Below are 20788 nucleotides of genomic sequence, written 5' to 3'. Positions count from 1 at the left end.
ACGACCATCTCGGGGACGCTGAGGTCATAGATTGCCTGGACGAACAAGTCAGGTGTCTCGGTCACCACTGACTCGAAGACCGGTGGGAGCGTCGTCACCGCCCGTTCGCGCTGGCTGGTGCGTATGGGATCACGGAGTTGGCCTGGTGGGACGGTAAGCCGTCGTTGGGTTCCCGCTCGATTGGTGAAGACGTCGCCCCTGTCGTCGGCCTCGACTGTGTCGTACCAGACCCAGTTGAGGCGGCGTTCGCCCGGTGTTGTACTGCCGTCCGGTCCCGGGATGAAATAGGCGAGAATGAGTTGGTCTGCCCCCTGGTAGAAGGTGAATGTGTCATCGAATTCGTCACGGACGCCACTCGGAACTGCAGCTTCTGGGATGACACCACGCCATGCAACGTAGTCGGCGAACGACGGTGTTACCTCCGGGAACAGTTGCTCTCGAGTGTTGGATCGGCCCCCCTCAGCCGTAATAACTACATCAGCACTCCGTTCACCCCCATCGTCGAACGTGGCCGTTACCGTCTCGGGTGTAACATGGACCACCTCCTCGCCCATACGGTACTCCTCCCCAGGAAATGCATCACGAAGCTGCCGATAGAGGGCATCCCAGGAGGTGAACACCATCGATTCGGGCATCGACTGTTCGATATCGCCAGACTGGGTGAGATACCGACGCTCACTCGAACTCGTCGTGACCGTCTCGGGTGAGACAGTCGTATGGTGGGAGAGAAACTGGCGAATGTTCTCCTGGGCGACGATACCGCCCCCGCGGCTTCGCAGCTCCCCAGTCGACCGCTCAAAGATCGTCGGCCTGTGGCCCGCGTCGGCTAGGGCAATGCCGGTCGCGAGCCCGCCTATCGACCCACCGGAAATGAGGACCTCGAGTTCGGACGACGACTGGCCAGCGCGTTCATGTGACACGTATCTCTTTGGTGGGCCGACGGTGAAAGACCACGGGCTTGCTATTCGTCAGTGGCTGGAGGCTACGCCGCCAGCGGGGCCATCTTGACGACGGTGGCGTCGTTCGAATACCGGTCTAGCGGTCAGCTCACCAGCTGCAAATACCAGTCCCAATCGTGGTTACTTGGTGAGCTGAGGATTCTCCCACGCGCCCGTCGCAGCGTCGATGGTAACAGACACGCCTCGCCAGGTCCCACCGATCAAGGCACCATCCTCCACAGCAAGCCCAGCAAACGGATTTGCACGCTCGTCACTCGCCGGTGATGGCTCGATTTGCCAGCTTCGGTCACCATCTTGCGTACAGGCGATAATATTCCGGTTTTCGAGTGACTGCGAGAGATCCATATACTCTAGGAGGACGATATACAGATTCTCATATATCACCACCTTCGCAATAGGCTGGTCGAACTCGACTCGGGTATCGCCAATAACCAGCGTCTCCCCACGGGCGTCGTACTCGGGCAGACTGTCTCGGTCCGGCATGGCAACTATGCTACGGTCCATCACGTCCAGCACCCTCGTAGATACTCCGATCAGGACCAGTCAGGCAAGTTGCTACAACGAGGGTTCTTGGGCCCTTAACCAACACTGACCGGATTACACCCATCTTTGTTGGTTAAAACAACTGCTCGACCGGCCCCCACCCTCCGGTCCAAACCTCACGGGTGGCAGCTGCACCTCATCCCGAACTACCGCCCGAGTGCCAGATAGGGAAACGCCTGGCAGGGACCACAGTCCGTCCTCGTTCCGACAAGACAGTAGCCAACTCCGCCCGACAAACACATTTGTACCTTCAGTTGCATTCCACCAACGAACCGCATGGCTGTCCTAGATGACCTGTCCGGGTTCGAGTTCGAGGACGTGATGGAAGACGTCTTCCGGAACCTCGGCTACGAGAACGTCCGTCAAGCCGAGAAGACAGCCGACGAAGGCCGGGATATCCTCATGGAAGAGGTCGTCGACGGGACACGCCGGGCAATCGTCGTCGAGTGCAAACACACCGACACCGTCGGGCGGCCGGTCGTCCAGAAACTCCACTCTGCGATCGCGACGTTCGATTTCGACGGCCCCAGACGCGGGATGGTCGTCACAACAGGCCGCTGCACGGGGCCGGCCCACGAGTACGTCGACCGACTCCGCGAGAACGGTGACCCACACCCAATCGAGATCATCGACGGGCAAGCCCTCCGTGAGATCGCCGACGAGGTCGGCCTCGATCTGTACAACGGCCGCATCGAGATCCTCTGTGACGAGACGCTGCGGCCATACGACCCGACCAGCTCACCGACAGCGCCCGTCCACGAGGCCTTCCGAGATATCGACAACATCGACGCCGGTTCCGTCCCCGACCCCCAGTCCCACGCCACCTTCCGTCCGACGGTCACGGTCACGGCCGAAACCGATGCGGAATTCGAGACCTCCGTCGGTGTCGTCCATCGCATCGACGACAGAACACAGTTCGTGATCCACGCCGACCGCGGGAATCCGACGGTCGCGTCCGAGAATGTTGCGACACTCGTCGCCGAGAACCGCCACGCAGCAATCGAACTCCCAGCGGACGCGTTCGAGGACACCTTCGACAGCGTCGAGCAACGCCGCTTCGGCCAGACCCAGACGGAGTACAAGGAGTGGGCCATCGACCAGCTCCAGACAGCACAGACGACCGACGTGACCTACACCGGCGACAACAACGTCACGTACACGAAAACGTGCGAACCGAACCGCTCGGACATCTCCGTCCAATCTATCGAGGCCGTCTACCTGCCCGATATCCGCCATACTGTGCAGCTCCAGACGTACTCGTATCCGTACCAGTACGTCGCCGCCGGGCCCTCACGCGTGACGACCGAGGATGGCATCCACCAGTGCGTGCACTGCGAGACGAGCGGCCCGACGGACTCGTACACGTACTGTGCGAACTGTGGCGCGATAAGCTGCGGACCGCATACCAAGACCGAACGACTCGAACAGGAGCCGGTGTGTACCGGCTGTGCCGTCACTGAACGGTTCGCACTGAAGACGAAGTACTTCTACGACGAGGACAATCTCGAGACGTTCCGCGACGAATACCACTCGATGGCGATCCACGAGAAAGCCATGGAAAATCCAGTTCTGGCTGGGAGTGTTGTGGCACTCTTACTCATGGTCGTTGCCGGGTTTGGGGTCGCACTCATCTAGAAGGGCAGATGACAGTTCGCAATCGTGCGTCGAGACGAGGAACTCGACCTCACTGCCCGCTGCATACAGAGCGTGAATTTAGTGGCCGTTGCAGAAGGTGCAGTTCACGCTAGCAACTCCTGGACGATCGCGTGGCCGACGCGAACTGCGTTCTCAGCACCCAACTCGAAGACGTCGCGTTCGATACTCTCGGTCGGATCACCCCCCGCTGGTTCGCGGTCGAAGTTCGATGCGGCTCGGACGGAAATGTACTGGTCGAGTAGTCCGAACCGCTCCAGTGCTGTCACCGTCCCAGCGTCCTCCATCTCTGTCGTCGCGAACTCGGTGATACCATACGACGCACAGAGTTGCCCAACCTGTGTGGCTGCGGTTGTCCCGTGATAGACCTCGTCGCCACAGACAGTCACACCAGTGTCGACAGTCGGTGACCGGCTGTCGTCGTAGTCGGTTCGAATTGCCTGGGCACGCTCACTATCGGCCAGCGAAACGTTCTGTGAAGCCCCAACCGCACGGTCGACGAGTTCGGTGTTGAGTTCCCAGACGTACTCATCGACGAGCCACTGCATCCGACGCGTGGTCTCGCCGATACGGAGTTTGATATCGCCGTCGACGACCCGATCCGTGACGAAGACACTGCCCAGTGTCCCGGCAGCAGGATTGCAGCCGGCAATACCGACTGTCAGTATCGTCGCATCGTCGAGTGTAACCTCGTCACCAGCGGCGAGCGCGGCGACCGTCGTGGCAGCCGCACTCTTGCCGATTCCGGTCGGGACGAGGGCGATGTCGTGGTCACTGGCATACTGTAGCTCGTGATTGCATCCGGCGATATCTACCTGCTGGTCGAAGTCGTATCGTTCGTGCCAGGGGGCTACCTCTGACGCCTCACCCGTGTACTCCGCGTCAGTGAACGCTGGAAGAATAACCACAGCGGGAGCGAGTGTCATATCGCTATTCACAGTGCGTGGTACAAAGATTTCAGTGCGGTCGGCCCATTCGGAGCCTGCTTGTCCACGAGGGTTCACTGGAGACGATGAGTGTCTGGTGCTGGCCAGCGTCTGGAGCTCCACCGGGAATTCATGCGAGCGGAACTGGCTGAATCGTTCGATGTCCAGCGGTAATTCCTTCGGCCGTCTCTCTCCGAACTGCAGGCTGCCTGTCGTTTCTCGAACGTATACAGATATATACTCCGTATACATTGCCAGCAGATGACGGCTGTCTGACGCAGTTCTATGTGGAACACAGACATAGCACGCCTATGAGCAGCCACCCGAGCCAGCCGTCCGGAATCGACTCGCGGACGGTGTCGTGTACGTTCTGTGACTGTCTGTTGACCGAGCGACTACTCGCCCTCCAGTGCTATCCCAGCGAGTCGACGTCCGTTCCGGCCGGTGTCCCGAACGACGGCGGCCTCACGCTCTGTCCGGACTGTGCGAGTGAGGTGGTCGCGCTGCTCACCAGCTGGCACCCACACAGAGAACCCTCGATCCGGACGGACTCGTCGATCGGCGACGCCTACCAGACGGCAGCCTCGACCTGCAGTTTCTGTACGGACAGGACTCCCCGGGCCGGACTCGGTATCGAACTCTATCGGCGCGTTGGGGACGAACTGCCCGCGTACGCAACCTACACACTCTGTGAGCACTGTCAATCTGTATTCGGTGAGTTCCTCCAGTCCCTCCCGAGCAACTCCCGACCGTAGTCGGGACGGGCCTGTCACACGGGTTTCTCGCTGACGGCTCTACGTATCGTCACTCTCAGATATCTGTCGACAGTACTCGCGAGCGGCCTCTGCCGCCGTCTCGCCGTGCCCTGTGACAGCGACGCCGGTCTGGGTCGCTAGCCAGCGGCCATCTGATTGTTCCTCGAGGACGATGGTCGTCCAGTTCCGTCGTCGGGCTGGCGTTCCCGTGATACGGATTGCTTCGTCGTCTGTTTTACCCATGTGTGTCGCTTTGGCCGGCCCGCAAAAGGAGGTGAGCCGGAGGTGGAGAGTGAAACTGAAAGTGGAACGGCGACGCCGTTCGCTGCCGAACCGTCGACAGCCCGTGAAACACCTGCTTAGGTCGTGGGCCTGTTCAATTACCACTGTCGGAGGGCCCACTTACAACAGGAACGCGAACACCGGATACGATGTCACAACCGCCAGCGACGGCGTCAACACCCACATCGTCACGATACGCTTGGCCGCTGCCGGGTCGAAGAGACTCCGCTGGTCGAGATCTGCCGGCCCCTCGGCGCCGACATCCGGGACCGCCGGAGCGTCGTCCGGCTTCGCTGCTGGTTTCTCGTCTCGAGCGATATCCCCGATGGTCGGGCCTGCAGGAGCGTCCTCGGCGCGTGAGGTGACCAGGGCGCCAGTCGAGACGTCTAACTCCGGCCCGTCAGGTGCTGGCGTCGCTAACTCCGCCAGTGTCGCCGCCCGACTCGCCCGCCCCCAGCCAAGCCCGATAATCGTCGACGTCGTCGAGACTGCGAGACTCGCTGGAATCCCCAGATAGGAGAGGATGGTGATAACCGTCCCACCGACGACGGAGACGATCAGTGAGGCGAGAATCGGCAGCTCCGTGATATCGTCCCCGACAGTCTCCAGCGTCCGACGAGCAATCGTGAAACTGCCCAGCCCGAACGCCACCACTGCGAGCAGGACGCCCTGGTCGACAGTGAGCGAGCCGCCTGCACCGACGAGGGGAGCCACGGCGTTGGCTGCGTTCGACGCCCCGGCCGAGAACGCCATATAACAGCCGATGACGACCACCGAGAGTGACCCGACGATATCCTGCGGCGACGCGTTCGGATTTATCGAGGGCCGTGGAATCGCGCCCGACCGGTCGAGCTGGATGAAGTGGAGATCGAACGTCGTAAAGGCGATGTAGCGGTCGAGGTACGGGTACAGATACCGGCCGACGACGACCCCGATAACCAGACACACCAGCGGGGCGACGATCCACGCCGAGACGATAACGAACATCAGCGCCTGATTCAGGGTCCCCGAGGCCAGACCCAGGCCGACGATGGCGCCGACGGCGGTCATCGAGGTCGATGCTGGGACGCCATAGAGATTCGATATCAACAGCGACGCCCCGGTGAAAAACAGCACGGCGACACTCGCGATGGGCGTAAACTGGGTCGCCGGCACGATACTACTGCTCATCGTCGCGATGACGTTCCGCCCGACGGTCCAGGCCCCCAGAAAGCCAAAGCCGACGAACAACGCTCCCGCAGTCGTCTTCCGAACCAGGCGCGAACCGACAGCCGGCCCGAACGCCACGCCTGTCGATGACCCTCCGATGTTGAACCCGACGAATACGGCGACACCGATACCGACGACGGTTAGCAGCTCTACCATCGTTTTAGAAGCATCATTACCGGACGGCGTGTTATAAGTTCTGACACCAGCTTCAGGCGGGTACTGGGCCACTCTGGACGCCTGCGGTTGGGTACGGAGCGGAATCGGATTTCGCCGAGTGCCAGCAAACGAGCGCTATCGCGTTCGGCCAGGAAAGAGCCGGTCGGTCCGCGATAGCGACGAGTGACAGACTGTCACTCTGCCGTGAGCCAGAGAGTCCCGTAGAACAGGGGCGAAGGGAGGAATATAAAACTCAATAACAGGAGCCCCCACAGGAGACCGCCTCCTCCGAGGGCGCCCGAATCGACCACCCCCGCCAAGATAGACAACCAAACCGTCCCCGCGAGGGCCGTGACGAGAGCGGTTCTCGCCACAGACAGTCGGGGCTTGGAGACGAGGAGACCCAGGACCGGAAACGTCACCAGGATGTTGCCACTGGTGACGAGGAATACCCAAAACGTCACAGTCCCCCGGTAGTCGACCACGACGACAGCTGTCAGAGCCGCGAACACGATAGCGACGGCCACAGCAGTCAGTCGCTCGTCCGTTATCTCGGGTGACAGGAGCGCCCCAGGTACCGATTCAGCGACTCCACGGACGCGTGGGAATATTCCCTCGCCAGGACGATAGCGCCAGATAACGAGGGCCAGGAGACCCAGCGTGAACAGCCCGCCGAGATTACCCAGCATCGCCAGGAAGAGGAAGTGCGCGACGAGCAACCCACCAAGCGCCAGCTGAGCCCTCAACACCCAGTCCTCACGCGGGTTCCAGCCATCGTCCAGCCGGCGTGGATAGTAGACCGCAAAGGCGCTGGCGAGGCCAACCAGCGGAACGCCAAGTAACAGTGCCCCCGGAACCGCAGATCCGACGGCCCAGCTAAGCACCTCCAGCGCGATAGCTGGACGAGCGAGTGCCTCGTGTGAGCCGAACACGACGTACGTCCGGGGGGAGACCTCGTCCCCCGTCCAGGTCACCCGGTCGCCGTCGCTGGTTCCGTCCGGCGGGTCGACGAGCGAGCGCGTCCCGTCGGGACCATGGACGACCAGCCGGTCGGTGCCGATATAAAACGATTGCTCGTAGTTGTCCTCGGTTTCGGGACCATCGCCGTCGTACCTGTAGAACGCGTCCACGACGACCGTGTCGAATCGTCGCTCGCCCACGTCCGATACGCGGTACGTGACCACGAGCGTGTCGCCATCCATTCGGCCCGTGAGGTTTCGACGCTCGAACGCCGAGGGGCCATACCCCTCTTTTATTCGTCCGACGAGAGCCTGTAACTTCCCCCGGTCCGTTCGCAGAGAGTCGACACCGCTGCCCGACAGCTGCATTCGTGCCTCGACACGTGCGTCACCCTCGCTTTCGACATAAAAGTGCGTGACGCTATCGTCGACGCTCACGTTGTCCGTCTGCTCCGGCATCTCCGTACAGCCCGAACAGACGGTTCCCGGGCTCGGGACCGTTGCACATCCCGCCAGCGCGACCAGCGCGAGGAGAGCGAGCGTTGCGACCAGTCGTCGCCGTTCCATATATTAGACTCGTGACCAATCGGAAAAGTATTTTCTGACTCTCGTCGGCCTGAATAAAGGGTGCTGTGAGTACTCGTCTTTTCAGGTGTCGTGACACCTCCAAGACCGACCCACGTCAGCGCGGGCGGGCCCACAAGCTGTGCGTTAATGACCCCATTCCAATACGTATCGCCGGTGGTGGCCCCTTCGAGGTGCTGTCCGAGGGACACCCACGCGTATTCGGCGGAGTATCCCCAGAGCTGTCCGCCAGTATACGTCTCTGCCTACTCGTGGAGACCAGTATCGGAACTAGGTCTCCGGGAGCAGGGTATAGTAGTTCACAGCCGGGTATCGGCGAGCGACGCGTAGAGCAAGCCGAGGTGGGTGGATTCGTCACAGAGGAACCATGCGGCATCGATGTCGTTCGCACGGGCGACAGCAGCCGCCTCGCCATCGTCGGGCGGGAAGTCCGCGTCGAGGCTGACTGACCGTGTCACGAGTCCGTCAGTGCGGTCGAGGACAGTGGTCGCTGCACGACCGTGTGCATCGTCGTCCGAGGCTATCTCACGAAGTTCCTCGATAACCGCCGTTGGGACGGTACCATCGTCCCGAGCCAGACACGTCCCGAGTGGCCGGGAGTAGGTCCAGCGACGATGCCGAGACTGACGAGTGTTGAGGCGTCTGCGACGACCTCGACAGTCGCCTGTAAACGCCAGTGTTCAGTTGGCTATCGCAGTCTGACTGTGCTTCAGTGGGGAGAATCTTTCATTTTGGAACCCCTATACCCTGGGGAGTCACAGAAAGAACTCGCTCACACCATATCCTGGGCGTGAATCTTCTCTATCACATCCGCTCCCTTCTCAGTTACCCCATAGACACGTCCCTTCCGGCGTTCTTCGGAGACAAGTAACGTGACCAGTCCTTCCTCCTGGAGTTCCTGGAGGGCCCGCGAGATGTGGGCTATGGCGCGGTCGGTGTCGGCCGCGACGAGCGAGGGTGTCGCAGGACCCGTTTGCAGTCTGTCGAGGGTATCGACACGGTACTTGGAACTGATGACGTAACTCACGTCATCCCACTCGTCGCTCATGCGGGACCTCCCGAATGTCGATGGTGTGTTCCACGAGGGGATTGGACGGTCATGTCGAAGGTCGAGGGCGTCGATGTGGGTTAGTATACTGTGGACAATATCCGGAGCCGATGCGTATGTGCTGCATAACCAGTGGTTGCTGACCCACTTTCGAAAACACTTAGCTTGCACTCGAAAGCCCCGCAGTCTATGCGGGAGTTCGAAGGGCGGACCGTCAGGCGCACGCAGTCCGTCTTTGGCCGAGATAATCCTGATCAGTATGAATACCCCGCCATCGGCGGTAGATGATAAGTCGTGGTGTCTGCTTCTCCTATCGACTAAACGTATTGAGGTCCGTTCACTGATACCAGTCTCCTCAGATATGGTGGTGTTGATACCGAGGTGATTACTTACGCAAACTCTGAATCACATATAATATTTTTATACTAGTGGTCCGTGATACGGCATATGGGCCGTCAGACGAAAGGCAGCGATTCAATCGGTGCGTCTATTTCGCTTCCGATACCCACTTCAAATCCAGATTTATTCAAACACAAAGCAACGAGCGATATCCTTCTATTTTTAACCAACCACCGGTTTAGCGACTTTTCGTTGCGAGAACTCGCGACACAGATCGGCCATTCACACCAGTCCGTCCGACGGGCAGTGAATGTTCTCGGTTCGAATGACCTAATCATTGAATCACCCGAAAGCAACCAGCGACTCGTACAAATCAACAGAGAGCGATTGTCTATCCCGGACGATCCGATTCTTCGGATTCCCCAGCCTGAGTATCACAAGCCCGTCAAAACTGCGGTAACGGAGCTCCGTGACAACATCAGCGACGTCGTCGGAATCATCCTGTACGGCAGCGTTGCTCGTGGGGATGCTGACCGACGGAGCGATATTGATATCTGGGTCCTCACTCGTTCCGGGCGGGCAGATAGTCAGCGGGAAGCGAACACCATTGCCCGTGAGCTTGAGGACAAGGTGTTCGATGGGGACCGATACGCCTACGATATCGACGTTGAGGCTGTCCAAGCGATTCCAGCCTACACCGATGACATTCGGGAAATTATCATCTCAGGCGTTCCGGTCTACAGGACGAGCGACTTCGAAACCGTCGAAAACCTCCTTCTGGAGCAGGGGGGCGACGATGAGTAACGGTTCGGACCCTGCTGCCGTGCTCGACGCGCTTGAGCGGGCCCAGGATGCCTTCGAGATGGTCGGCAGAGGTAGGACGGTGTTCGAAGAGGGAATCAGTGCTGACACAGACTGGGAGACGCAACTGACCAAAGCATGTAGACTCCTCGAAGTTGTCGACACACTTCAAGTGCAAGACGGGTACTACACTGCCGTCATTGAGATCTGTTTCGGGCGATAGAACGGTCGATAGAGGCGTATGCGCTCTCGATGACCAACGATACACTCCGAGATTTCCAGGACCACCAGTTCAGTTACGACCGTGCGCACCAGATTGGACTGTTCGAGAGAACTACGGCGGAGGAAATGAAGGAGCTCTACAGCGAGAACCGGACTGAGAGTTACTACGGTGGTGGTCGTCCAACCGAGGAACAGGCCGACGCAATGACCGAGCTCGCAACTGCTGTTCACCAGTTTGTGGCGAGTCAGATTCGAGAGGGCGGCGTCTGTCTCTGTGACTGATATCCTTCGTAATCCACACGACCCACGCCGCCGTGGGGTCATCAACCGGTGTAGCTTGGGGCCCCTCAGTCGGCGCATATATTATAAAGAAAGCAACTGCTGCGGCCGTCACTCGACAGCCCCACCGCCCGTCCGAACTGGTCGCGTTTTCGCTAAGTCTCGTAGCCGGTGACCCCGAGTCCTGCCGACCATACCTTCTTGCCCCGTCAAACCGTTCCACAACATATGAGCGACGAACTCCCGGCGGAACTCCACCCCGAGGACCTGCCGGACGACCCGGAAGTGCTCAAGCGACTGGTCTGTGACCTCTACACGACGGTGATGGCCTCGGACGAGCTCATCAAGGCCATGGACGGTGGCCCCGCGACAGACGGCACGGACCTCGGGTGGCTCACCGAACATCTCGAACCCGACAGCCCGGCCGGGCACGAATCCCAGGAGTAGCCCTCGGAGGCCGTCCCTGACGTGGGTGAGACCGTCAGGGGTTCGGACTCGCCGAACTCCTGTTGCCGGAGTCCCACCGGTGGGCAGCAGCTACTCCAGGTCGAACCGGTCGTTGGTCATGACCTTGTGCCAGGCATCGACGAAGTCCTGAACGAATTTCTCCTCCTCGCTCGCGTAGACGTCTGCGAGGGCCCGCAGTCGGGAGTTCGAGCCGAAGATGAGATCCACGCGGCTGGCTTCCCAGACCACGTCGCCGGTTTCGCGGTCACGCACTTCGTACACCTCTCTGGGGCCCGAGGTGGCCTCCCACTCGTAGTCCATATCGAGCAGGTTCTCGAAGAAATCGTTGGTCAACGTCCCTGGCCGCTCCGTGAACACGCCGAGTTCCGAGTCCTGATAGGTGGCACCCAGCCCACGCAGCCCGCCGACAAGCACCGTCATCTCCGACGGCGTCAGATTGAGCAGGTCCGCCCGGTCGACCATGAGTTCCTCAGCAGGCCCGTCGTACTCGCCGCCGAAGTAGTTGCGGAAGGGGTCGATTCGCGGCTTGAGCGCCTCGAAGGACTCCTCGTCGGTCCGGTCCTGGGCGGCATCAGTTCGCCCCGGCTCGAACGGGACCGTGACATCGTACCCGGCATCGGCGGCCGCCTGCTCGATAGCCGCGTTGCCACCCAGTACGATGAGGTCTGCCATGGAGACCCGCACGTCGTCGGAACGGGCGTCGTTGAACTCCGTCTGGATTTCCTCGAGCGTCGAGAGCACCGTCTCCAGTTGCTGGGGTTCGTTGACTTCCCAGCTCCGCTGTGGTTCGAGCCGTATCCGACCGCCGTTGGCCCCCCCGCGCTTGTCGCTGTCCCGGTAGGTCGCCGCCGACGCCCAGGCAGTCTTGACCAGCTGGGACACCGAAAGCTCCGAGTCGAGCAGTTCCGCTTTGAGGTCGGCGGCTGCTTGTTCGCCGATGGTCTCGTAGTCGGCATCCGGAAGCGGGTCCTGCCACAGCATGGTCTCCTCGGGGACCTCAGGGCCGAGGAATCGCTCCGGGGGCCCCATATCACGGTGGATGAGTTTGTACCACGCTCGGGCGAAGGCATCCAGGAACTCCATGGGATTGTCCCGATAGCCTTCGATAATCTCCCGGAACTCGGAATCGCGCTTGAGCGCGATATCCGTCGTCATCATCATCGGTGCGTGCTTCTCGGCGGGGTCGTGAGCGTCCGGAACGGTTTCCTGAAGCTCCTCGTCGACGGGTTCCCATTGCTTCGCACCGGCAGGGCTCTCCGTCAGCTCCCACTCGTAGTCGAGCAGGTTATCCAGATAGGACGTGTCCCACATGGTCGGCCACTGGTTCCACGCTCCTTCGATGCCGCTGGTGGTCGTCTCGGACCCCGTGCCGGCGTCTGGCCACCCCAGTCCCTGTGCCTCGATGGGGGCCGCCTCGGGTTCGGGGCCCATGTCGTCGCCCGTGGCTCCGTGTGACTTCCCGAAGGTGTGCCCGCCGGCGATGAGTGCGGCCGTCTCCGCGTCGTTCATCGCCATGCGGCCAAACGCCTGGCGGATACGTTTGGCCGACTTGAGCGGGTCGGGGTCCCCGTCCGGGCCCTCGGGGTCGACGTAGATGAGTCCCATGACGGTAGCCCCAAGTGGTTCCTGAAGCTCGTCGTCGGCATCGAATCGCTCCGATTGCGGTGCTTCCCACTCTGTTTCGGGCCCCCAGTAGACAGACTCGTCGGGCTTGAAGCTGTCTTCGCGTCCGCCGGCCCAGCCGAGCGTCTCCATACCCATCGATTCCAGCGCCACGTTCCCGGCGAGGATGATAAGGTCGGCCCACGACAGCTTGCGACCGTACTTCTGTTTGATTGGCTCCAGCAGCCGGCGCGCTTTATCGAGGTTGCCGTTGTCGGGCCAGCTGTTCAGCGGCGCGAACCGCTGGGTGCCGCCCGAGGCCCCGCCACGCCCATCGACAGTTCGGTAGGTGCCAGCACTGTGCCAGGCCATCCGGATGAAAAGCGGCCCGTAGTGCCCGTAGTCAGCCGGCCACCAGTCCTGTGAGGACGTCATCAAGTCTTTCAGATCTGCCTTCACCGCTTCCAGATCGAGGGTCTGGAACGCCTCGGCGTAATCGAAGTCTTCGTCGTACGGACCGAGGTTCTGGGCGTTCTGGTCGAGGATATCCAATTGTAACCTGTTCGGCCACCACTCGTGGGAGGGTCGAGACATCAACCATGCGTTATCGATTTTGTATTTTAATGTTGTCGAATTGTTGTCGTGTTTACCAGGGACAAAGAGATGGCGTCAAAAAAGAACCGCGCAGTGTGATAGTGGGTCGTTCCAGGGTTTCTCTGAATGGTGGACAACCCTTAGACAAATAAGCCATCTCTCACAGAGCACCATCTCAGGAACCGACAATGACCAACGTGAGACGCGGTGATGTGTACTAGTACCTCTCGTCACACATACGTTCCCTGCAGTCCCCCCAGCTGTCGTCAGGCCATGGATGCGGCCACTGTTCGGGTTCGCTCCCGAGTTAAAAGATGGAATGGGAGACACATGGGGGGATCGGTGGGAGCATCGACGGTAGCTGTCCAAGCATCGGGGAGACGCACTACCTCTCTCCCAAGTGATATTTAGCTGGCCAGTGTGAAATGACTGTAGCATGGTGTAACAGGATTACTAAGCATGCACGTCCGATGCCACCATGAGCTGGGCGGTCACAGTAGCGCCACCATGGCATACCCCGTCCTAACAGAGCAACGACTGCAACCTCCCGACGGCACGGGGACTTACATCACTTTGTCCAGTACCTACCCACAATGTCTGCACAGGCCGAGTCCGACCGCCTCCGCCTGGAAGCGGGCACCATCATGACCCGCTACCAGCAGGTACAAGAGGCCCTCGAACAGGCCCGTTCCGAGGACGGCGACCACTGGGACACCGGCACCCTGACGATTACCCTCGACACGCCCCAGGGCGACCCGATCGATATAACCCTCGACCTCGAGGAGGACCCTGCGGCCAACGCCCAGAGCCGGTACGAACGGGCCAAGGAGCTCGAAGCCGAACGCGAACGGAGAGAACAGATCGTCGGCCAGTTGGCGCCGCTGCCCGCCGACCCCGTCGCGTATCTCATCTGCTACCATCTCGATACCGTCGAGGGGAACTATCCCCGCTCGATGGCTGGCCACCTCGACGCAGACCGTGCACACGTCGAGGAACTCTGCGAGGAGATGGAGCGGGCAGGGCTGCTCGAACGTGTCGAGTCGGGCACGGTCAAACAGCGAAACGTCAAAGCCAAAGCGGCCGACGAGGTGCGCCAGCATCACACCTACTACCGGCTCTCACGGGAGGGCGACCACCTCCTGCGGTTCCTCGACGACGCCGACGGACAGGTGAACGTCCTGCGACACCTCCCCGACGGGCACACGCTCGTCGAGCGGCTGGCCCGTGGCGGTCCGGACTACCCGCGGATGTCCGCCAGAGACCTCGAGATGGAGTTCGAGTACGTCCGTCACCTGTATCGAGCCCTCCGGCAGGTCGGTCTGGTGATGAAATACGAGGGAAGCACCATCAAGGGGACCGAGCGGTCGCTGAAACCCAAGACAGAGACCCACCGCAAGCATACGTACTACGTCACGACCGACCGTGGTGACGAGGTACGTCGTCGTGTCGACGAGTCGGCGAAATAAGGTGGTGGTCTCGACTCCGGGACCACATCCTGCTCCAATCAGCCAGAGCTTTCAACTCATGGAATCGACTGCCTCCCAGCAATGGAAGACCGGCCACGACTCGCGGTACTGGTCTACGGCAGTCTCCTCGCACCCACTGAACTGGAACAACTCTTCGACGAGCTCGCCGGGCGCGTCTGGCCGGTCAGACTACAGGGCTTCGAGCGCATCTGCAATCAGACGGCGAGCTGGCGACCGACCGACGCCGACCAGCAGGCCGTGTTGAACGTGGTCCGGAACAGCGAGTCGTGGTGTAACGCCCTCATCGTGACGGACCTCCACCGGTCCGAATTCGAGGGGTTCAGAGACCGCGAACGCGGCTATCGACTCGTCGAGGTCGGCGACGACCGCATCACTCCGTACCCAGCAAACGATGTGGAGGCCCCAGTAGAGAAGACGAAACCGCCGCTCGATGAGCAGGACCTGACACTCGTGACGACGGGCACGAAAGTAGCCCACGACATCGCCCCGATACCGAGCTACTGCAGGGAGTGTCTCGACGGGGCGAGCCAGTGGGGCGAGCGCTTTCTCACGGAGTTCAAGACGACGACGACACCGAATCCCGGTACCGACCTGCCCGCAGAGTTCAGGGAGTAACGGGCCGCCACGGATGAAGAGCCTAGTCGGCGGGAGACTGGTGGCGCTGGACCCGTTCGGCCACGGCCGACTCGAAGGCAGTGAGTGAGGCGATGAACGCCCCGTCCGCGAAAAGCTCCGCATACGCCTCGCGAGCAACGTCTGCGACGAGCCGGTCACGAATTCCGTCCACCGTCACGGAGGTCCCATCGCCAGACATCGCCGTAACGGTCTGCTCGATACGGTCGGTGGTCGCGTACGCCGCTGCCAACTCCGCGGCCGAGTGGCGCTCTGCATCCGACGGTGGGTCACCGGGTTCGACACACCACGCCGCGGCTCGATTCCCGGCCTTATCCCGAATCAAGACGCCGGCCGCCGGACCGTCACGCCACGCCGATGGTGGGAACCCGGCCGACTCGTCGAACCGGGCCAGGTCGATATGTGCGGCCGGCTGTTCCTTCTCGACCGCCGGGAGTGTTGGCAACCCCAATCGGTCGAAGACGCCGGTCGCCGCGTCCGGTGACAGGAACGCTTCCGACCGCCCGGACCACACGTCTGTCCCGACGAAGGGCGGTACTGCCGCCCAGTCGTAATCGACACCCTCGTTCCGGGTGGCGATGCCACAGAACGTGATGTCGTCCGGGGCATCCGTTGCAGCCTCCAATGCGTCTCGGTCCAGTTGGGCCGCTATCTGGTGGGCCGCACGTCGGAACGCCGCTGGTACCGAAGCCGCCGCGTCGAAGGACCCATCGGGTGTCGCGAACGTCACGAACCCGGAGGGGGCGACTGTGAACCGGAACTGTCCGCCGGTCGGGAGTTCCTGCACCCAGACGTGCCCGGAGAACTCGCCCGTCTCAGCAAGCGTCGGTGCCTCAGGACACTGCTTCACACCCCGAGCTATACGTCCACGGGTGGTAAAGGGCGTGGGCGACAGGCACTCCCCTGTCGTCCCGGGCGTCTGCCGGGCCGGCAGCGGTGATATTCCAACAGTCCAGTTGAACTGACTCGACCCTACGTCGCGGCCTCGCCACAACTATACCGTCCACCTGAGACCGACTACCCATGCACGCGGCCCAGACCGAGTCCTCAGGCACCTGGCATCTCCTCGGCAGCCGTGGCTGTGGCGCCGACCCTGACGGAGACACTGTCGAGGGAACGTGGGCGACACTCCGCGATCGTATCGACCGGAGCGAGGGGAACCGCTGTAGCCGCTGTAACTGGCCACCCAACCGCTAGGCCCGATCGATCCGTTTCAGAAGGCGGCCGCTGGGCGTGTCGGTCGTGCTCTCCGGAATTCGGCACGTGGCGAACCCTGCTATCGAGATGTCGTCGAGTTCCAGAAGGAACCGAACGTTCCGGTATGGTCAATGTGTGTCCGTCATCGGGAGCAGCTCCCTGGCGGCTCGCTTGACGACCCAGTCCGACCCTGTGAAGGTGCTGGCACACCACTGTGACCCATATCCAGTCCCCTCCAGGGCAGTGTATATGGTCCTATCTCCCGGTCGTGGCGACAGGTCTGTCGCTGGCCTTCAAACTCCAGCCGGGACCAGCGGGCGAAACTCGCTGCCGTGAACGGGGAGAACCAGCGGCGGCTGAAGGGCGGCGGGGCAGTGGCGGCACCACCACCGTTGTCGGCGCTCCTGAAGACGACAACCCGGAGAGTGAGGGCGGCGTGGCCTCCCTGTTCGAGCTCGCGAGGGTTGCCTACGGCGCGAGACAGACCGTCAGATCGGTGCTGGAGACAATACCAGTGACCTGGTCGTCCGACCCGACGACGGGGAGATGGCTGATGTCGTGGTCGACCATCTGGTCGGCCGCCGCGGTCACGCTGTCCGACGGCGATACGGTCACGACGCTGGTCGTCATGCAGTCGCCGATAGTCGTCGATTCGGGGTGCGAAGCGGCGACGCCGAGCTCCATGTAATCGGTCGCGGTGAAGATACCCTCGACGCTGCAGTCCTCGGTGATGACGACGACCGACTTGATGTCCTCGCGAGCCATGGCTCTGGCGACGTCGCTGGTCGGGTCGGTGGCCGAGACAGTCAACACTGGGCTGGTCATCACGTCAGCGACCAGTTGGCCTGTCATATGCTATCGTTATACAGACAGCTACAAGAATTTTGAGACGGCTACGGTGGGTGAGATGCCGTCACGGGGCCCGTCGTGCCTGTACCACCCGGCCGTCAGGCGGGATCGACCGGCGCGACGTACTGACTCCTGACTTTGTCCCCGTCGCGCCACTGGAGATAGTAGTAGTCGCGGCCGTTGATCGTCTTCGTTGTAAGTGTCCCCTTCGACGCGGCGATGCCGGCTTTCTCACGGGCGGACTCGACCGAGTCCTCCCACTCCCGTTCCTCCCACGACTCCGGCGTATCCGGTTCGACGGACGCCGGGTCCTCGCTACTCGCCTCGATATGGTCGATGAGTTCGTCCACGGCGTCTACGGCTGTCGCTCGAAGCGCTGCCAGTTCCGCGTCGCCGCCGACGTCGATCCGTTCCAGGTGGTCACGGGCCTGGGATGCCTGTGAGCGGTCGGTCATACGCTAACCAACGGAGCGGTACACCTTCGAAGTGTTGGTTAGCTGGCCGCGACAGCGGGTCGTCCCTGAAGCCAAATAGCATGATAATACAGGCAAAACCATCATACTCTCGGGAACCTTTCCCCCTGACGGGCCCGGGTTCATCGCCCACAGTATCGTCCAAAGTGTCTGCTAACTCTATACGGATGGGCCGGGCCCGTCGTCTCGGGGCGGGCACTGGTCACGCTCGCCCCATCCGCGGAAGACCAAGGCTACCAGTCTGGGACACCTAAAGAGAGTCGCTCACGATGTTGAGTCCTGAATTATAAAGTGACACGTGGGTTACTGGAACGTTTATGTGTCTATAGGCCTGAAAATAACCGCCGTACAAAGCAGGCTGTCAGAGGCACCCTACTCGGCTGGCAACCGTTGCCAGCCACTCATTTCATCAAACCGCCAGGAGCGGCAGTAGCGGCCCCAGAAGAGACATAATCGTACAGTGCTGCGTTTGGTACGGGAACTGGACCTCACCACTGTGTCTGGCACCTGTGGGACCCGTTCCCTGTGTGTTCTATGGGGTCACGAACCGGTCCGACCGTTCCGCTATCACGCAGTGTTTCGGGCTGTTTGGCCCCCGAGACGTCTACAAGAGCCCTGCATACGGAGACGGCCGGCATCAGGACCGTTTCGGTCGGGTAAAGTATCGGTCGTCCTGCACGCGGTCGGTGATATCGACAAGCCCGTCGGCACGACAGTGGCGACACCGGCTCGGGAGGAGCGGCTCCGCGTGGACCGTCCCACATCGGTCACAGGCCAGAAATCGCAGTCCAGTCACGCTCGTCCGTCGGTGCCCGTGGCGCAAAACACTGCCGCCTGTGGCCGGAGGCGATTGCCGGGACCCGGGAGCCATCACCGACATTAGGCAGCCCGAGCAGCTGGTACGTACCCGACAGAAGCAGGATTATCACCACCGCTTTCCCAGGGACGACAAGGGCAACGGTCCCACGACGGGACAAGCCATGTGTTCTCCGTGACGCCACCCGTCGCACGGGACCAGGCCCCACAGTGTCCCCGGACCGTTTGACCGCGATATCGAATCCGCCCGAGTAACTAGTCAGCTGTGCTATATTTTATCCCGTCCCGCACCGCCTAGTCTGACAGATGGTCGAGTACCTCCTGGCAATCGGTGTCGTCGCCGCGGTGTTCGTCGGTTTCAACATCGGGGGCTCTTCCACGGGGATAACGTGGGGGCCCTCGGTTGGCGCAGGAATCGTGCGCAAATCGACAGCTGCGGCGGTGATGACGGTGTTCGTTTTCCTCGGCGGCTGGACCGTGGGCCGGAACGTTATGACGACGCTCAGCGAGGGCATCATCACGATGGAGCTCTCGCTGTCGGCGGGTGTAGCGGTCCTCTTTTTCATCGGGCTTGGCATCCTCGTCGCCAACATCTTCGGGGTGCCGGTGCCGACGTCGATGACTACCGTCGGTGCCATCGCCGGGCTGGGACTGGCGACCGACACGCTGAACTACCGGACCATCGTCGAGATAATCTCGTGGTGGGTCGTGACACCGGTCCTCGGATTCTGGATCGGCGTGACGGTCGGCCGATACGTCTACCCAGTCATCGACCGTCGCGTCCAAATCGAGAAGTCCCGCGGACCGTTGCTCGTCCTCGACCGCGAGGGGAGGCTGCCCCGACCCGCACTCGGTCCGAACACGACCGTCCGAGAACTGGTGACGACACTCGTCGTCCTCACCATCGGGTGTTACATGGCCTTCAGTGCCGGCGCGAGCAACGTGCCCAACGCGGCCGCACCGCTGGTCAGTGGTGGCAGTCTCGAGATAGATGTCGGCATCCTCATCGCGACGGTGGCCATCGGGCTGGGCGGGTTCACCATCGCGCGACGGACGATGACCTCCGTCGGCGGCGAGCTGAGCGAGATTCCGCTGCTCGCAGCCCTTTTCGTCATGGTGACCGCTTCGACAATCACCACGCTGCTCTCCTGGATCGGCATCCCCATCAGCCTCGTGATGGCGACGGTGATGACAATCGTCGGAATCGGCTGGGGGCGGGCCACCCGACCGATCACCGTCCGTGGCGCCGTCACCCGCGACACAGCCGACCACGAAATCGCGCCGGGAGCCATCACGGCCGATACCGCGCCCGGGAAGGCCGCGGCGCCCATCGGCGAGCCCGAGCCACAGCCAGTGCTCGACGCCAGAGAACTGTTCAACCCCCGGGCCGTCATCAAGTACGTCTCCATGTGGGTCATCGGACCGACGATGTCGACAGCGCTGGCGTACGTGTTCTTTCTGGTGGTCCCCGGCGTCGCGTGACAGTAAATTTATATCTACGAGCCATACCCCAGATATGCTCTCGCGGATACTCGTCCCGATGGACGATTCGGAGCCGGCCGGGAAAGCGCTCGCGTACGCGCTCGAGAACTTTCCAGACGCGGAGGTCACCGTGTTGCACGTCGTCGGCGTCCCCTCGATGCTGATGGGACAGGCCGCCGGGCTCGCCCTAGAGGACGACCTGGACGACGCCGCTCGGGAGCGGGCCGAGCCAGTCTTCGAACGCGTCAGAAAACGTGCGGCCGACCACGACCGCGAGGTCGACACAGTCGTCGGCGTGGGTCACCCGGCCCGGAACATCCTCGACCGCGCCGACAACTACGACACCGTGGTACTGGGGAGCCACGGCGCCGACTGGAACCGGGCGAGCCACCGGTTCCTGGTCGGTAACGTCGCGGGAACCGTGGTCCGACGCGCCTCGGTGCCGGTAACTATCGTTCGCTGACCGTCGCA

General features: G+C 61.7%; 21 protein-coding genes and 2 pseudogenes. 10 read left to right on the top strand and 13 right to left on the bottom strand.

The window, feature by feature from the left end; genetic code table 11:
• A partial coding sequence (locus EGD98_RS20230) for an FAD binding domain-containing protein (RefSeq protein ID WP_220590167.1) occupies positions 1 to 920 on the bottom strand: 920 nt, incomplete at its 3' end.
• Between the two features lie 159 nt (positions 921 to 1079).
• Entirely contained in the window at positions 1080 to 1463 is a 384-nt protein-coding gene (locus EGD98_RS20225) for a DUF7957 family protein (protein WP_220590166.1), read from the bottom strand.
• 315 nt (positions 1464 to 1778) lie between these two features.
• Between EGD98_RS20225 and EGD98_RS20220 the strand changes: the two genes are divergently transcribed.
• Positions 1779 to 3137 (top strand): restriction endonuclease, encoded by a 1359-nt coding sequence (locus EGD98_RS20220; protein ID WP_220590165.1) that lies wholly within the window; start codon positions 1779 to 1781, stop codon positions 3135 to 3137.
• Positions 3138 to 3241: 104 nt separating this feature from the next.
• On the opposite strand, the gene EGD98_RS20215 is transcribed toward EGD98_RS20220, so the two are convergent.
• Positions 3242 to 4081 carry a phosphorylase family protein gene (locus tag EGD98_RS20215; RefSeq protein ID WP_220590164.1) on the bottom strand — a complete coding sequence of 280 codons (840 nt, stop codon included), beginning with the start codon at positions 4079 to 4081 and terminating at the stop codon, positions 3242 to 3244.
• Positions 4082 to 4392: 311 nt separating this feature from the next.
• On the opposite strand from EGD98_RS20215, the gene EGD98_RS20210 reads away from it, so the two are divergent.
• On the top strand, positions 4393 to 4836 hold the full coding sequence (locus EGD98_RS20210) for a hypothetical protein (RefSeq protein ID WP_220590163.1): 444 nt from the start codon (positions 4393 to 4395) through the stop codon (positions 4834 to 4836).
• Between the two features lie 39 nt (positions 4837 to 4875).
• Here EGD98_RS20210 and EGD98_RS20205 read toward each other — a convergent pair whose 3' ends face one another.
• The 5 genes and pseudogenes from EGD98_RS20205 to EGD98_RS20185 all read right to left on the bottom strand — a co-directional run bounded on the left by EGD98_RS20205 (position 4876) and on the right by EGD98_RS20185 (position 9075).
• Positions 4876 to 5079, bottom strand: a complete 204-nt coding sequence (locus tag EGD98_RS20205; RefSeq protein WP_220590162.1) for a hypothetical protein — start codon at positions 5077 to 5079, stop codon at positions 4876 to 4878.
• A gap of 159 nt (positions 5080 to 5238) precedes the next feature.
• Positions 5239 to 6483, bottom strand: a complete 1245-nt coding sequence (locus tag EGD98_RS20200; RefSeq protein WP_220590161.1) for an inorganic phosphate transporter — start codon at positions 6481 to 6483, stop codon at positions 5239 to 5241.
• A 194-nt stretch (positions 6484 to 6677) separates the two neighbouring features.
• Entirely contained in the window at positions 6678 to 8009 is a 1332-nt protein-coding gene (locus EGD98_RS20195; protein ID WP_220590160.1) for a hypothetical protein, read from the bottom strand.
• Positions 8010 to 8329: 320 nt separating this feature from the next.
• Positions 8330 to 8643, bottom strand: a pseudogene (locus EGD98_RS21365) (hypothetical protein); the annotation flags it as partial.
• A 156-nt stretch (positions 8644 to 8799) separates the two neighbouring features.
• A complete protein-coding gene (locus EGD98_RS20185; protein ID WP_220590158.1) occupies positions 8800 to 9075 on the bottom strand; it encodes a winged helix-turn-helix domain-containing protein in 276 nt (91 codons plus the stop codon).
• 447 nt (positions 9076 to 9522) lie between these two features.
• On the opposite strand from EGD98_RS20185, the gene EGD98_RS20180 reads away from it, so the two are divergent.
• The 3 genes and pseudogenes from EGD98_RS20180 (at position 9523) to EGD98_RS20170 (ending at position 11163) form a co-directional block, all read left to right on the top strand.
• Positions 9523 to 10218 carry a nucleotidyltransferase domain-containing protein gene (locus EGD98_RS20180; protein WP_236039686.1) on the top strand — a complete coding sequence of 232 codons (696 nt, stop codon included), beginning with the start codon at positions 9523 to 9525 and terminating at the stop codon, positions 10216 to 10218.
• Positions 10211 to 10719 (top strand): annotated as a pseudogene (locus EGD98_RS21360) (DUF8154 family protein). The gene EGD98_RS20180 and the pseudogene EGD98_RS21360 overlap by 8 nt, the downstream one beginning before the upstream one ends.
• Before the next feature lie 225 nt (positions 10720 to 10944).
• Positions 10945 to 11163 (top strand): hypothetical protein, encoded by a 219-nt coding sequence (locus EGD98_RS20170; protein WP_220590157.1) that lies wholly within the window; start codon positions 10945 to 10947, stop codon positions 11161 to 11163.
• Positions 11164 to 11253: 90 nt separating this feature from the next.
• On the opposite strand, the gene katG is transcribed toward EGD98_RS20170, so the two are convergent.
• Positions 11254 to 13380, bottom strand: coding sequence for a catalase/peroxidase HPI (katG, locus tag EGD98_RS20165; protein WP_220590156.1), 2127 nt, complete (start codon positions 13378 to 13380; stop codon positions 11254 to 11256).
• Between the two features lie 593 nt (positions 13381 to 13973).
• Here katG and EGD98_RS20160 point away from each other — a divergent pair.
• Positions 13974 to 14846, top strand: coding sequence for a DUF2250 domain-containing protein (locus EGD98_RS20160; protein ID WP_220590155.1), 873 nt, complete (start codon positions 13974 to 13976; stop codon positions 14844 to 14846).
• A gap of 81 nt (positions 14847 to 14927) precedes the next feature.
• On the top strand, positions 14928 to 15482 hold the full coding sequence (locus tag EGD98_RS20155; RefSeq protein ID WP_220590154.1) for a hypothetical protein: 555 nt from the start codon (positions 14928 to 14930) through the stop codon (positions 15480 to 15482).
• Positions 15483 to 15504: 22 nt separating this feature from the next.
• Here EGD98_RS20155 and EGD98_RS20150 read toward each other — a convergent pair whose 3' ends face one another.
• A complete protein-coding gene (locus EGD98_RS20150; protein WP_220590153.1) occupies positions 15505 to 16350 on the bottom strand; it encodes a hypothetical protein in 846 nt (281 codons plus the stop codon).
• A gap of 173 nt (positions 16351 to 16523) precedes the next feature.
• Between EGD98_RS20150 and EGD98_RS20145 the strand changes: the two genes are divergently transcribed.
• On the top strand, positions 16524 to 16697 hold the full coding sequence (locus EGD98_RS20145) for a hypothetical protein (protein ID WP_220590152.1): 174 nt from the start codon (positions 16524 to 16526) through the stop codon (positions 16695 to 16697).
• 468 nt (positions 16698 to 17165) lie between these two features.
• Here EGD98_RS20145 and EGD98_RS20140 read toward each other — a convergent pair whose 3' ends face one another.
• The 3 genes from EGD98_RS20140 to EGD98_RS20130 form a co-directional block, all read right to left on the bottom strand.
• Positions 17166 to 17549, bottom strand: a complete 384-nt coding sequence (locus tag EGD98_RS20140) for a CBS domain-containing protein (protein ID WP_220590151.1) — start codon at positions 17547 to 17549, stop codon at positions 17166 to 17168.
• Positions 17550 to 17644: 95 nt separating this feature from the next.
• The gene (locus EGD98_RS20135; RefSeq protein ID WP_220590150.1) at positions 17645 to 18001 is read right to left on the bottom strand and encodes a DUF6788 family protein; all 357 of its coding nucleotides are present in this window, start codon (positions 17999 to 18001) and stop codon (positions 17645 to 17647) included.
• 655 nt (positions 18002 to 18656) lie between these two features.
• Positions 18657 to 18815 (bottom strand): hypothetical protein, encoded by a 159-nt coding sequence (locus tag EGD98_RS20130; RefSeq protein ID WP_220590149.1) that lies wholly within the window; start codon positions 18813 to 18815, stop codon positions 18657 to 18659.
• A gap of 326 nt (positions 18816 to 19141) precedes the next feature.
• Here EGD98_RS20130 and EGD98_RS20125 point away from each other — a divergent pair, with 326 nt between their 5' ends.
• Both EGD98_RS20125 and EGD98_RS20120 read left to right on the top strand, forming a co-directional pair.
• Positions 19142 to 20317 (top strand): inorganic phosphate transporter, encoded by a 1176-nt coding sequence (locus tag EGD98_RS20125; protein WP_220590148.1) that lies wholly within the window; start codon positions 19142 to 19144, stop codon positions 20315 to 20317.
• 34 nt (positions 20318 to 20351) lie between these two features.
• Positions 20352 to 20780 (top strand): universal stress protein, encoded by a 429-nt coding sequence (locus tag EGD98_RS20120; RefSeq protein WP_220590147.1) that lies wholly within the window; start codon positions 20352 to 20354, stop codon positions 20778 to 20780.
• Positions 20781 to 20788 lie beyond the last annotated feature (8 nt).

It is taken from the genome of Haloarcula salinisoli (assembly GCF_019599405.1).
Classification (GTDB): domain Archaea; phylum Halobacteriota; class Halobacteria; order Halobacteriales; family Haloarculaceae; genus Haloarcula; species Haloarcula salinisoli.
This window is presented reverse-complemented; position numbering and strand designations above follow the sequence as displayed.

What these genes read in the sequence shown, in the direction of transcription:
- EGD98_RS20225 (WP_220590166.1), bottom strand. Translation starts at nt 1,463, where the DNA reads ATGGACCGTAGCATAGTTGCCATGCCGGACCGAGACAGTCTGCCCGAG.
- EGD98_RS20220 (WP_220590165.1), top strand. Translation starts at nt 1,779, where the DNA reads ATGGCTGTCCTAGATGACCTGTCCGGGTTCGAGTTCGAGGACGTGATG.
- EGD98_RS20215 (WP_220590164.1), bottom strand. Translation starts at nt 4,081, where the DNA reads ATGACACTCGCTCCCGCTGTGGTTATTCTTCCAGCGTTCACTGACGCG.
- EGD98_RS20210 (WP_220590163.1), top strand. Translation starts at nt 4,393, where the DNA reads ATGAGCAGCCACCCGAGCCAGCCGTCCGGAATCGACTCGCGGACGGTG.
- EGD98_RS20205 (WP_220590162.1), bottom strand. Translation starts at nt 5,079, where the DNA reads ATGGGTAAAACAGACGACGAAGCAATCCGTATCACGGGAACGCCAGCC.
- EGD98_RS20200 (WP_220590161.1), bottom strand. Translation starts at nt 6,483, where the DNA reads ATGGTAGAGCTGCTAACCGTCGTCGGTATCGGTGTCGCCGTATTCGTC.
- EGD98_RS20195 (WP_220590160.1), bottom strand. Translation starts at nt 8,009, where the DNA reads ATGGAACGGCGACGACTGGTCGCAACGCTCGCTCTCCTCGCGCTGGTC.
- EGD98_RS20185 (WP_220590158.1), bottom strand. Translation starts at nt 9,075, where the DNA reads ATGAGCGACGAGTGGGATGACGTGAGTTACGTCATCAGTTCCAAGTAC.
- EGD98_RS20180 (WP_236039686.1), top strand. Translation starts at nt 9,523, where the DNA reads ATGGGCCGTCAGACGAAAGGCAGCGATTCAATCGGTGCGTCTATTTCG.
- EGD98_RS20170 (WP_220590157.1), top strand. Translation starts at nt 10,945, where the DNA reads ATGAGCGACGAACTCCCGGCGGAACTCCACCCCGAGGACCTGCCGGAC.
- katG (WP_220590156.1), bottom strand. Translation starts at nt 13,380, where the DNA reads ATGTCTCGACCCTCCCACGAGTGGTGGCCGAACAGGTTACAATTGGAT.
- EGD98_RS20160 (WP_220590155.1), top strand. Translation starts at nt 13,974, where the DNA reads ATGTCTGCACAGGCCGAGTCCGACCGCCTCCGCCTGGAAGCGGGCACC.
- EGD98_RS20155 (WP_220590154.1), top strand. Translation starts at nt 14,928, where the DNA reads ATGGAAGACCGGCCACGACTCGCGGTACTGGTCTACGGCAGTCTCCTC.
- EGD98_RS20145 (WP_220590152.1), top strand. Translation starts at nt 16,524, where the DNA reads ATGCACGCGGCCCAGACCGAGTCCTCAGGCACCTGGCATCTCCTCGGC.
- EGD98_RS20140 (WP_220590151.1), bottom strand. Translation starts at nt 17,549, where the DNA reads ATGACAGGCCAACTGGTCGCTGACGTGATGACCAGCCCAGTGTTGACT.
- EGD98_RS20135 (WP_220590150.1), bottom strand. Translation starts at nt 18,001, where the DNA reads ATGACCGACCGCTCACAGGCATCCCAGGCCCGTGACCACCTGGAACGG.
- EGD98_RS20125 (WP_220590148.1), top strand. Translation starts at nt 19,142, where the DNA reads ATGGTCGAGTACCTCCTGGCAATCGGTGTCGTCGCCGCGGTGTTCGTC.
- EGD98_RS20120 (WP_220590147.1), top strand. Translation starts at nt 20,352, where the DNA reads ATGCTCTCGCGGATACTCGTCCCGATGGACGATTCGGAGCCGGCCGGG.